Origin of the sequence: Pseudoalteromonas sp. '520P1 No. 423' (assembly GCF_001269985.1) — a bacterium.
GTDB lineage: Bacteria > Pseudomonadota > Gammaproteobacteria > Enterobacterales > Alteromonadaceae > Pseudoalteromonas.
In genome coordinates, this window is record NZ_BBZB01000001.1 from 3546617 (window position 1) to 3558185 (window position 11569).

Annotated in this window: 12 protein-coding genes and 1 tRNA gene; 2 read left to right on the forward strand and 11 right to left on the reverse strand. The window is 34.5% G+C overall.

From position 1 onward, the window contains the following. Positions 1 to 5: 5 nt before the first annotated feature. Positions 6 to 461: an LPP20 family lipoprotein gene (locus PSA_RS16245; protein ID WP_042143048.1), complete on the reverse strand. Its 456-nt coding sequence runs from the start codon at positions 459 to 461 to the stop codon at positions 6 to 8. Between the two features lie 166 nt (positions 462 to 627). On the opposite strand from PSA_RS16245, the gene PSA_RS16250 reads away from it, so the two are divergent. Both PSA_RS16250 and PSA_RS16255 read left to right on the forward strand, forming a co-directional pair. Then, positions 628 to 1803, forward strand: coding sequence for a flagella assembly protein FlgT (locus PSA_RS16250; protein WP_042143050.1), 1176 nt, complete (start codon positions 628 to 630; stop codon positions 1801 to 1803). Positions 1804 to 2244: 441 nt separating this feature from the next. After that, positions 2245 to 2973, forward strand: coding sequence for a glutathione peroxidase (locus tag PSA_RS16255; protein ID WP_042143052.1), 729 nt, complete (start codon positions 2245 to 2247; stop codon positions 2971 to 2973). Here the strand turns inward: PSA_RS16255 and PSA_RS16260 are convergent. The 10 genes from PSA_RS16260 to rppH form a co-directional block, all read right to left on the reverse strand. Then, positions 2974 to 3050: transfer RNA gene (locus PSA_RS16260), tRNA-Arg, on the reverse strand. Between the two features lie 59 nt (positions 3051 to 3109). Beyond that, on the reverse strand, positions 3110 to 3691 hold the full coding sequence (locus PSA_RS16265; RefSeq protein ID WP_042143055.1) for a hypothetical protein: 582 nt from the start codon (positions 3689 to 3691) through the stop codon (positions 3110 to 3112). A gap of 9 nt (positions 3692 to 3700) precedes the next feature. Further along, positions 3701 to 4354: a FlgO family outer membrane protein gene (locus PSA_RS16270; protein ID WP_042143057.1), complete on the reverse strand. Its 654-nt coding sequence runs from the start codon at positions 4352 to 4354 to the stop codon at positions 3701 to 3703. Positions 4355 to 4371: 17 nt separating this feature from the next. Continuing rightward, a complete protein-coding gene (locus tag PSA_RS16275) occupies positions 4372 to 5031 on the reverse strand; it encodes a FlgO family outer membrane protein (protein WP_042143059.1) in 660 nt (219 codons plus the stop codon). 11 nt (positions 5032 to 5042) lie between these two features. Then, positions 5043 to 5651 carry a FlgO family outer membrane protein gene (locus tag PSA_RS16280; protein WP_052379823.1) on the reverse strand — a complete coding sequence of 203 codons (609 nt, stop codon included), beginning with the start codon at positions 5649 to 5651 and terminating at the stop codon, positions 5043 to 5045. A 76-nt stretch (positions 5652 to 5727) separates the two neighbouring features. Beyond that, positions 5728 to 6618, reverse strand: coding sequence for a UTP--glucose-1-phosphate uridylyltransferase GalU (gene galU, locus PSA_RS16285; RefSeq protein WP_042143061.1), 891 nt, complete (start codon positions 6616 to 6618; stop codon positions 5728 to 5730). A gap of 28 nt (positions 6619 to 6646) precedes the next feature. After that, a complete protein-coding gene (locus PSA_RS16290) occupies positions 6647 to 7480 on the reverse strand; it encodes a thymidylate synthase (RefSeq protein WP_042143063.1) in 834 nt (277 codons plus the stop codon). Positions 7481 to 7531: 51 nt separating this feature from the next. Further along, the gene (locus tag PSA_RS16295; RefSeq protein WP_042143066.1) at positions 7532 to 8335 is read right to left on the reverse strand and encodes a sulfite exporter TauE/SafE family protein; all 804 of its coding nucleotides are present in this window, start codon (positions 8333 to 8335) and stop codon (positions 7532 to 7534) included. A 106-nt stretch (positions 8336 to 8441) separates the two neighbouring features. After that, positions 8442 to 10730, reverse strand: coding sequence for a phosphoenolpyruvate--protein phosphotransferase (gene ptsP, locus PSA_RS16300; RefSeq protein ID WP_042143068.1), 2289 nt, complete (start codon positions 10728 to 10730; stop codon positions 8442 to 8444). 72 nt (positions 10731 to 10802) lie between these two features. Beyond that, positions 10803 to 11333, reverse strand: coding sequence for an RNA pyrophosphohydrolase (rppH, locus tag PSA_RS16305; protein ID WP_042143071.1), 531 nt, complete (start codon positions 11331 to 11333; stop codon positions 10803 to 10805). Positions 11334 to 11569: the final 236 nt, after the last annotated feature.

Consider the following 11569-nt stretch of genomic DNA (forward strand, 5'->3'; position numbering starts at 1 on the left):
TTAATTTAATAATATGTGATCTTTTTTACCGTTCTTGGTTTAACTTGACCTATATACAAATCATGAACTAACTTCATATCAAGCTCTAATTCTGTAGCATAACTATCGCCAATCGCATAACTTTTAATCACTTTAGCGCCTCTAACAGCGCCTTGAACTTTAGAGTTTAACGTATCATTGGTTGTGATCATGCCACGAACAGATGAGTTAGCTGTAATTTGTTGGCCGTATACTTGCTCAACAAGTTCTCTGTAAGCTTCTAGCTTTGATGCTTTAATCGCTAAAATCTCTTTTTGCTGCTGGTTTTTACCAGGCTGTAAACTAATAGGCGCATAACCAACCGCTTTTAAAATAGGAAAAGAGTCCGGTTGCAGATAATCATATTCAACATGTTTATTAAACATACTTGAACATCCACCTAAGATTGATGCGATACAGGTACCTATTATTAGCTTATTCATAATGTCGACTTACATCCGATGAAAGTTATTTTTGATATCTTATCTATGCATGTTATATGCCCATTTTGTATTAATGAAAATAGTTTGGCTTGATTGGTATAGGATTTGCTTTATTTACTATCTTTATGATTAAAAATGTAATGCTTTACAAATTAAAGAGCGATTTATGAATAAGTACTTTTTCCTATTTTTATTGTGCATAACACTTCCCTCACACGCTCAATGGTATGAATCTACTGGGCAATCTCAAATAAGAGACGGTGATACTCAAAGTGCAAAAACAAGAGCCATAGAAGATGCAATTAAACAAGCTCTTATATTCGCGGGTGCATCTGTCACTAGCGTGCAGACTGTTGCTAATGGTTTAATGACACAAGAACAAACCCATGTCAGCTCCCATGGCGAAATACAAAATATTGAGTTAGTCGATGAAGTTTATTCAAGCGAATCAGTTTCTGTTACCTTACGTTTAGATATTTTTGCAGATGAAAAACAATGTTTTTCATCTGAGTTTAAAAAAAGCTTAGCGATTACACAAACACAAATGCCTAATCAAGAACAGGCTCGAAATGGCCAAATTTTTGACATTAATAAAACCTTTAGCGCAAAAATATTCAAAAGTATTAAATCAGCAGAATCAATTACACCTAGAGCCTACTATCAACAAGCAATTTCAGTGAACGATTTTTTTAATCAACAGTATAATTTTGACCCTAGGCTTATTGAACAGGTAGCACAAAATAGTGACAGTCAATATGTTTTAATTTCTAAGATCAAAGATATATCTATGGGCTCACAGCAAAATTCTGACATCATGTTTTGGCAATCAAACAGTTTTGAGCGATTTTTTGATTTTGAACTCATTCTTTTTAATGCAATTACACAAGAAGTTATTTTACAACAAGATTATGCTACAAGCGGCATTTGGCGTTTTGATAAAACCGAAAAAGTTGATACCAAAAGCAATATTTTTTGGCATTCAGAATATGGACAAGCTTTAAATGAACTATCAAATCAAATTAGTCTAGATTTACAAGAAAAACTATCTTGCTTACCAATTCAAGGAAAAATAAAATATATTAAAGACAATACTGTTACCTTTAATTTAGGCAAACAGCATGGCGTTAAAAAAGGCCAATCTTTTGCTATTGCATATCAATCTTTTTTTACTGATGAGCAAGGAGTTCAACAGCCTTATATCATTACAAGTGCTAACCAAATCAGAGTTAATCAAGTTTATAACCGTAGCGCTATAGCTAATAGCATTGGCGATGAACTATTAGCTAATGTTCAAACTAGCGATATCGTATTATTAATAGAAGTTGAAGAGACTGAACTATAAAGCTGAATTAAATGCGCTGAGAAGCGCATTTATTGTAATATTTTACAGAGTCATTAATCACTCATAACCAAATTATCTTCAAATTGTATTATCTAAGGTCTATTACACGCATAACCAAATTATCTTCAAATTATATTATCTAAGGTCTATTACACGCATAACCTCCCTGTCATCTTCGAATTGTTTTATCGAAGGTCTATTACACGCATAACCTCCCCCCGTCATCTTCGAATTGTTTTATCGAAGATCTGTTTTTGATTTCAAGTTAAGTCAGCTAAAACATTGTACACCTTAAAACATTCATAAAAGTAAATATTTAAAACAAACCAATCGATTTTACCAATCACATTAATAACTACAATCAATTAGACCTATTTAACAATCTGAGTAATACTAGGCTCATACAAACGAAACAAATCATACAAAATAACAGGATTTATAATGCTTAAAAATATCGAAGGTCAAACAGTTCCAAATGTTACATTCCCTATTCGTAAAAATGATGATTGGGTTCAATTATCTACAAGTGAGATTTTTAAAGGCAAAACGGTTGTTGTATTTTCGCTACCAGGTGCTTTCACACCAACATGTTCATCAACACATTTACCACGCTTTAACGAACTGGCATCTGTATTTAAAGAAAATGGCGTAGATGACATTGTATGTATCTCAGTGAACGATACTTTTGTTATGAATGCTTGGGCTACAAGTCAAGAAGCTGACAATATCCAGTTAATCCCAGATGGCAATGGTCAGTTTAGCAAAGGTATGGGCATGTTAGTTGATAAATCAGACATAGGCTTTGGTAAACGCAGCTGGCGTTATTCTATGCTAGTTAAAGATGGCGTAATTGATAAGATGTTTATTGAAGCAGACGTACCAGGCGACCCATTTGAAGTATCAGATGCCGATACTATGCTAAATTATATCAACCCAAATCAAAAACCACTAGAAGCAGTATCAATGTTCACTAAACCTGGCTGTCAGTTCTGTCAAAAAGCAAAAGACTTACTAACAGAAAAAGGCGTGAGTTTTGAGGAAATCGTTTTAGGTCAAGATGCATCATTTACCAGCTTAAAAGCAATTACTGGTAACGATACTGTACCTCAAGCATTTATAGCTGGTAAGCATATTGGTGGTTCAGAAGCGCTAGAGAAATACTTAAATTAATGGCGTCCCATAGAGGATTCGAACCTCTGACCTATCCCTTAGGAGGGGACCGCTCTATCCAGCTGAGCTAATGAGACCCTATAAATATAAACTCATATTAAACCAATAAGTAACCGATGTGAACACCTAGCTTTGGTTACTTTAAAACTCTAACTCCATCTTTTAGCTGCTCTAATAAATTATTATCTAATGAGATTTGAGCTGCTGATTTAATTTCACCAGAGACTCTACTCTTAACAAATGTGCTAAGCATATAGCTTTCTTGATACAAGCTTAAATGACTCTGGAGGATAAGGTCTGAGCCTTTATTTTTTCTAGAGAAATCCATAACTGGTATACCAAATTCAAACATCTCATTTATTAACAGAAACTCTATTTGATTTCTCACTTCTGTAAATTTAGAAGGCATTTTGTCCGCTATTGTAATTGGTTCAATAACAATTGATTTATTACCATCTAATACATCTAATTTACTTAATAGCTTAAGTGTTATTCTCTTGACCTCATTTTTTATTTTTTTAGCTTGCTCTGAAGGTAAGTTACTTTTTAAGTTTTTATTATTTTCAGCTCGCAGGCGTGCATATTTTTCTAATTGAGTTTCACCTTTAATTACCACCTGTGTTGCAGGTTTTTGCTTTCGTTTTTTTTCTATATCATTATTTTCAAAGATACTACAACCTACTATCACGAATACTAATATAAACAAAATATATTTCATTTTAAGCCCTTAGCCATTAGTGTCTTCACTCGTCAATTTAGGTGATAATGTAGATTCTAATATAAATGTAGGTATCAAGCCTTTAGTTGAAGCAATAATTACTTTAGATGACATGTTAACTATTCTGGCATTTACAACAACACCAGACGCTGTATAAACTAATGTACCTGATAAGATGTAATCTGCTTCTAGAGACTCCGCTAATTTTTGATTATTACGTGAAAAAACAAAGTCGCCCCTATTGTTCACTTCAATATACTGCATCACTTTAAAATCAACTACAGGTATGCCATATTGTTGTACTTCATGAATAAAGCTTTCTGAAATCTGATTTCCTAACATATTTGTACTTTGTAAATTACCATTAAGATCAACAAAGGAAGTTACAGCAATTTTTGTATCTGGGGCATAAGCTTGAAAACTATCCATAAGCCCCATAGCCATTTGCTCCACGTATTCACTCAAAAGCTTGGTATTATTAATGACATAATCTGCTTTTGTTTTAAATACTAAAGCATCTTTATTAACCTCAACTTCTACTTCATCACAATAACTATCAACTAAATCAAGTTCACATTCATTGTCTCTATTTTCACTAGTTGAAGTACAAGCAGTTAATAATATAAAAATAAAAGTTAGAAAAATAAGCTTTAAAATATTCATAATTATCTCTTTAAGCGTTAAGGCTCTTCACCTTGAACTAAAGGAATACCATCTTCAAGTGAACTTGAAATTAACGCATTGACCGCATGAGAAGGAATAAAACCTTGAGATGAAGCCACTATCGCCTTAGATTTAACACCCACTATTCTTGCATTTACCATATAACCTGAGTCAAGTTTTACTAATGTGCCACCTAATACATATTTTATAGGTAAATTACCTTTTAACTCCAAAAAATCTCGGCTAAATATATAGTCGCCACTAGGGGCTACACGAATATAATCTGTAGTTTTAAAATCTATAACAGGAATACCAAACTTATGAACCTCATGCATAAAACTTTCTGACAATTGATTTCCAATTAACGGGGCTTTTTCATAATCCCCATCTAAAAAAACAAAGCTGGTAACGCCTATTGGAGTTTGACTATTAACATACTGAATATTATCAATAAGCCCATGCATTATTCCTCTAACATAATGGTTAATGTTTTTTACTGTTCTAAAGTTACTGGTGTTTTTAGAAGCAGCCAATACACTTTTACCTGAATATGACTGAAAGTTGTTACCTGATGATTTACTCTTATCATCAAAAGGCTCACTTATTTCTTGGGTGTTAAACATACTACAAGCAGATAAACTTAACCCAGCCGCTATAATTAAGTAATTAAAACGCATTGAACTCTCCATTAATAATGATTACGAATTAAAGAACCATCTCTCAACTGCACTTTTTCCTGAGACCAGAAAGCATTGAGTGGGACTGATTTTGTAGCTGCGCCATGAATCACATTACTACGGCTATCTATAAGCTTCACATTTACAATATATTGGTCTTGAACCTCAGTCAAAGTACCAGTAATAAAATAGTCAATTTTATGCTTATCTTTTAACTGACTAACATCTCTCGATAACATGCTATCTTGTCCTGGTTTTAAAATAATTTTAGGTAAAGTTTTATACTCTATTACTTCAAACCCTAACTGAGCAACAGCAGTCGTTAAACCTTCTTGCATTTGCAAACCAATTAATTTGGAAGGCCCTTTTTCTGAGATTGATGTTAATGTATTAACAGGAACTAAAGTTCCTACAGCAATTGAAGTATTTGGTTTTATTGGACGAAATTGCTGCAGCAGCTCTAAAGCGATTTGCTCACTATAATGATGGGCACTAAACTCTGACATTTGTGGTTTAGAAAAGTGGTTTATATCTTTATTTTGCAAATCTAAGTTGTCATCATCAGTAAAAACCGAACAAGCCGACAAATAAATGGCTAATGTTATAATTATGAAACGCATTAATTTCTACCCAAATTGAACTAAACAGTAGAGCAGATGCAAAAAAAGTGCCAATTAGCACTTTTCATTACAATTTTTATACTAACGTTTTAATAAACTCTAATAATTCCTCTTTCATGTCATCGCGTCTTAATGCAAAATCAATATTGGCTTTCATGTAGCCTATTTTACTACCGCAGTCATGGCTTTTGCCTTTCATGTAATATGCTTCAACAGCCTCGCTTTCCATTAGCATAGCGATTGAATCTGTTAATTGAATTTCATCACCCGCGCCTGGTGCGGTACGTTTTAGTAGTGGCCAAATATTTTCACTTAAAACATAACGCCCAACTACAGCTAAATCTGATGGTGCTTCATCTATTGGCGGCTTTTCTACCATAGCTTTAATTTCAGATGCTTGACCCGGTGCTAGCTCTACACCATTAATATCAACAATACCAAACTGATCCACTTGATGATGTGGTACATTCTCTACCATAATTTGGCTTTTGTGAGTCTCACCAAATATTTTAAGCATATCAGCTAAGTTATCTTTTTTAAGATCAGCGCTAAAATCATCCATTATTACATCAGGTAAAATAACCACAAATGGGCTATCACCAATGATAGGGTGAGCACACGCAATCGCATGACCTAAACCTTTAGCTACGCCTTGGCGCACATGAATAATCGTTACATCTTTAGGACATATAGATTTAACTTCGTCAAGTAGCTGACGTTTTACACGTTTTTCAAGTGTAGCCTCTAATTCAAAGCTTGTATCAAAATGGTTTTCAATGGCATTTTTACTATTATGAGTTACTAATACAATTTCTTTTATTCCTGCCGATATCGCTTCATTCACAACATATTGAATTAAAGGCTTATCTACAATTGGTAGCATTTCTTTTGGAATTGCTTTTGTTGCAGGCAACATACGAGTTCCTAATCCTGCAACTGGGATCACTGCTTTTAATACTTTTGACATTTTTTTACCTAGTATTTCTTTATTTTGATTAAATTGCGATTGGTGCTTTAATAGCGGGATGAGATTCATAGTTTTTTAATTCGAAGTCTTCAAACTTAAAACCAAATATATCTTTAACATCTGGATTAATAGCCATAGTTGGTAACGAATGTGGTTTACGTGATAACTGCTCTTCCACTTGCTCCATATGATTTAAATATAAATGCGCATCACCAAATGTATGAACAAAATCACCGACTTCTAAATCACATACTTGTGCCAGCATCATAGTTAATAAAGCATAACTTGCGATATTAAATGGGACGCCAAGTAAAATATCAGCACTTCTTTGATATAATTGACATGATAATTTGCCATCTAAAACATAAAACTGAAACAATGTATGACATGGCGGCAAAGCCTGCTTGCCCATAGCTGCATTTTCGGCTGGGGAATAGTCCGTATCAGGTAAAACAGCCGGATTCCATGCGCTTATAATTAAACGACGTGAATCAGGATTAGTTTTAATTTGCTCAACTAATTCAGATATTTGATCTATTACCTGACCATCGTGACCTACCCAACTACGCCATTGTTTACCATAAACTGGACCTAACTCACCTTCATCTGTCGCCCAGCCATTCCAAATATTAACACCGTTATCTTTAAGGTATTTAATATTGGTATCGCCTTGTAAAAACCATAAAAGCTCATGAATAATAGATTTTAAGTGGCATTTTTTTGTTGTTACTAATGGAAAACCTCCACTTAAATTAAAACGCATTTGATAGCCAAATACGCTAATAGTACCTGTGCCTGTTCTATCTTCTTTTTTAGTGCCCTGCTCTTTTACATGGCGCATTAAATCTAAATATTGTTTCATTTTTTATACCTATAAAGTACTTTTATTCTTTTGAGTAATTAAAATAAATTTTTAAACTAATAACATACGTACAGCGATAATGCTTAAAATAACTGCAAAAATTTTTTTAATAATCTTGACCGGCAAATGTTGTGTCGCTTTTGCCCCCAATTGGGCAAAAATTGCCGATGTGCTCACTATTGCCAATAATGCAGGCAAATACACATAACCTACGAATCCTTGATTAACCTGAGTAACAGACCAACCAGACGAGACATAACCAAAAGTACCAAATATCGCAATCACAATGCCGCAGGCAGCTGAACAACCTATGGCTTTTTTCATATTAACTGAAAAATGTGTCAATAAAGGCACTAGCAATGCACCGCCACCGATGCCTAATAACCCAGACAGTCCTCCAAGAGAAGCTGTCATCGCTGTGAGAACCGGCTTTTTCGGTAGTTTTCTGTGAGTTTTTTGCTTTGAATTAATCAACATTCTTAATGCGATAAATGTAACACAAATAGCAAAAATAATTTTCAATATTTTTGAGGGAATTGAGCCTGCTATAAAGCCACTTATTAATGCGCCTACTGCGACTCCTCCCATAATCCAAGGTGTGATATCCCTAGGAATATTGTTGTGTTTATGATGAGCAATAGCAGAAGAGATTGATGTAAAAATGATTGATGCTAATGATGTTGCAATTGCGATTACCATAACCCGATCAAATGCAACCAAGTTAAAGTGTACTAAAATACCACTTAAAAATGGCACGATAATTAACCCACCACCTATGCCTAACAACCCCGCTAAAAAACCAACTAAGCATCCTAAAAGTGCACAGCTTAGTAAAACCCACAACAAATCACTCATACGTGCCCTAAGCTAAAAAATTATTCAATCTTTATTATTTTTGTATTTTACTTTATGCGGCTTTAACTTTATATACTCAATGTCTTAATCCGACAGAAATATCAACTTAAGCTTCTTTAACTTTATAAAGTAACTGGCTCAATCCATTTAAGATAATAAAGTTGCGAATTATTCTATGTACTTCAATAGCTGACGATTGCCCTAAACAAGATTTGAGTAAATCTTCCATGTCTGTAATTTTTAATCTTCTTAATACCCATTTTACTTTATTAATCGAACTTGGGTTCATGCTTAAACTCCTATAACCCATAGCAACTAATAATATCGCACCTTCAGGATCAGCAGCCAACTCGCCACATAAGCTAAAAGGTAATTCATGCTGCATGCAATTTTGTGCAATTTGATTTAACGCCCTTAAAACTGAGGGGTGATAAGGGTCAAATAATCCTGCAACTTGCGAATTTGTACGATCTACGGCAAGTAAATATTGCGTCAAGTCATTACTACCTACAGAACAAAAATCTACTTTTTTAGCCCATTCAGGCAGTAAAAATATACTAGAAGGCACTTCTAACATTACACCAACTTCTGGCTGCTCTATTTTATAGAATTGATCAGCCCATTCATCTTCTAGTTCAAAGTAAGCTTGTTTTAATAAGCGTTGCGCTTCTTCTACCTCTGTCACATTAGTAACCATAGGCAATAATATTTTTAAATTACCTAAACCCGCATTGGCTTTAAGCATCGCTTTTAACTGCTCTAAAAATAACTCAGGGTGATCTAAACTAAATCTAATACCCCGCCAACCCAAAAATGGGTTTTCTTCTTCAACATCAAAATAGCTTAAAACCTTATCTCCACCTATATCGAGTGTTCTCATGATCACAGGTGATGGATGATAGCTAGTGAGCACTTCTCTATACCAGTTCTCTTGCTCTAACTGTGTTGGAAACTGTGACTTCTGCATAAACCAAGCTTCAGTTCGATATAAACCAACACCGTCACAAAAGTGTGCATTGGTAAGCTCAGTTGAGACTTCAAGCCCCGCATTGAGTAGTAACTGAATATGCTCGCCATCTAAAGTGCAGGCATCTAATTGATATTCAGATTCAAACTGATCATGTAATATGCCTTCTTGCTTTTTAAACTGGCTATATTCTTGTTTTAAAATATTAGAAGGTGAAATGTAAACTTTTGATGCATAAGCATCAATAATCATTTCTTTGCCATCAACTTGTAATAAAGGCAAGTCAGTGACACCCCAAACAGCTGGAATACCTAATGCTTTTGTTAAAATAGATGCATGTGAATTTGAACCACCACTAATACTAATAATACCCATTAATTTATCTTTGGTCACTTGCGCTAACATGCTTGGGGTAAGTACATCAGTTACCAAAATCATATTATCTGGATAAGTTTTTAAAGCGCATTCCGTATCAACAATATGATGTAATACCCGTATACCGATATCTTGAACATCAATAGCACGCTCTTTGATATAGTTATCTTGCATCGCCATAAACTGGCCAACAAGACTTTCAATGACACGTTTTAAAGCACTTTTGGCACACCAGCCATGTTTTATTTCTTTTTCAACTTTTTGGCCTAAGCTTTTGGCATCTAATAACTGCTGATAGACCTGAAAAACAGCTAAAGCTTCGTTAGGTAAAGTATCACTTAACTCCTGTGACATAGTTGAAAATTCATTACGAGTAGCGGCAACTGCTTGCCTAAATAATTTTATTTGCTCAATATGACTGCTGACTGCTAAATCAGTTTTTTTCAATTCAAAATTTGCAAACGAAAGCTTAGGCATTACAACAAAAGCTTCGCCTATGGCAATACCAGGCGCACCTGAAGCACCTTTTAAACAGGAGGTTTGATGCGTTTTTTCATCTTGTTTGAGTATTTCGCTTATTTCAGCATGAGCCAGTTGTGAAGCAAGCTGTGCCGATAAAGTAATTAAAAATGACTCTTCATCTTGGCTAAATACACGAGCTAAGTTTTGCTGAATAACAATAACGCCCAATATTTTTTTTTGATGCACTATAGGCACAGCTAAAAAAGCATTGTAATTATCTTCATCAACATCAGGGGAATAAATAAATCTAGGGTGGTCTTGAGCAAATGCTAAATTTAAAGGCTCTTCACGTTGTGCAACAAGGCCAACCAAGCCTTCAGTAAAACCGATTCTAAATTTACCAACGGCTTTAGGGTTCAGTCCTTTAGTTGCCATTAATACAAAGTTTTCTTGATTATAATCAGCAAAATATACTGAGCAGGATTGGGTTTTCATTGATTCTTTAACTAAAGAAACAAAGGTTTCAAGCGCACTGGTCAAATCAGGCTGTTGAGAAACAGCCTGTGCAATTTTACGAAGTATGGCTAGCATTTAATAAACTAGCCTCAATATACTGTGCATCACAACTAAACTCCTTATTCTCCCTAATCAAGGACTGTGAGTTTAATATCGTTTATCTCGTTGGCGCCAAGGCTCTTTTAAATGCGTTTCTTTTTTATAAAAAGGCATTGCAATAGGCGCAAATTCTTTCATAACTCGTCGGTAAACATCTCGTTTAAAAGAAACAACTTGGCGTACCGGATACCAATAACTCACCCAACGCCAATCATCAAACTCTGGATGATTTGTTTTTAATAGATTAACATCTTCATCTTTACATCTTAACTTAAGTAAAAACCATTTTTGTTTTTGACCAATACATACTGGACTTGAGTCTCGTCTGATCAGCCTTTTTGGTAACTTATAGCGTAACCAATGTTTTGAGCTTGCTACTATTTCAACATCTTCAGGTAATAGCCCTACTTCTTCATGAAGTTCACGGTACATAGTCTCTTCAGGGGTTTCCCCATCATCTACGCCACCTTGTGGGAATTGCCATGAATGTTGACCGTAACGTCTAGCCCAAAAGACCTGACCTTGGTTATTACAGATCACAATTCCAACATTAGCACGAAATCCTTCGGCGTCAATCACCTATAGTGCCTCTTAAAAATCATATATTCTATGTTGATTGTTCCATAATGCATCTACCACGGCAAGGTTATGATTATAATAATTACTGCTGTGCATAACATTTAACATATACGTATATTTTGCAAACAAATCCACAGGTCGAGATAACTAAAACAGCTTTTTCCACAGATTCTGTGGATAACTATGTTCATATTCCTGTATTTTAAAGCTAAAACTATTAAAACATAAATAAAAGA

Coding starts and splice junctions, on each gene's coding strand:
- PSA_RS16245 (WP_042143048.1), bottom strand. CDS start 461: ATGAATAAGCTAATAATAGGTACCTGTATCGCATCAATCTTAGGTGGA.
- PSA_RS16250 (WP_042143050.1), top strand. CDS start 628: ATGAATAAGTACTTTTTCCTATTTTTATTGTGCATAACACTTCCCTCA.
- PSA_RS16255 (WP_042143052.1), top strand. CDS start 2,245: ATGCTTAAAAATATCGAAGGTCAAACAGTTCCAAATGTTACATTCCCT.
- PSA_RS16265 (WP_042143055.1), bottom strand. CDS start 3,691: ATGAAATATATTTTGTTTATATTAGTATTCGTGATAGTAGGTTGTAGT.
- PSA_RS16270 (WP_042143057.1), bottom strand. CDS start 4,354: ATGAATATTTTAAAGCTTATTTTTCTAACTTTTATTTTTATATTATTA.
- PSA_RS16275 (WP_042143059.1), bottom strand. CDS start 5,031: ATGCGTTTTAATTACTTAATTATAGCGGCTGGGTTAAGTTTATCTGCT.
- PSA_RS16280 (WP_052379823.1), bottom strand. CDS start 5,651: ATGCGTTTCATAATTATAACATTAGCCATTTATTTGTCGGCTTGTTCG.
- galU (WP_042143061.1), bottom strand. CDS start 6,618: ATGTCAAAAGTATTAAAAGCAGTGATCCCAGTTGCAGGATTAGGAACT.
- PSA_RS16290 (WP_042143063.1), bottom strand. CDS start 7,480: ATGAAACAATATTTAGATTTAATGCGCCATGTAAAAGAGCAGGGCACT.
- PSA_RS16295 (WP_042143066.1), bottom strand. CDS start 8,335: ATGAGTGATTTGTTGTGGGTTTTACTAAGCTGTGCACTTTTAGGATGC.
- ptsP (WP_042143068.1), bottom strand. CDS start 10,730: ATGCTAGCCATACTTCGTAAAATTGCACAGGCTGTTTCTCAACAGCCT.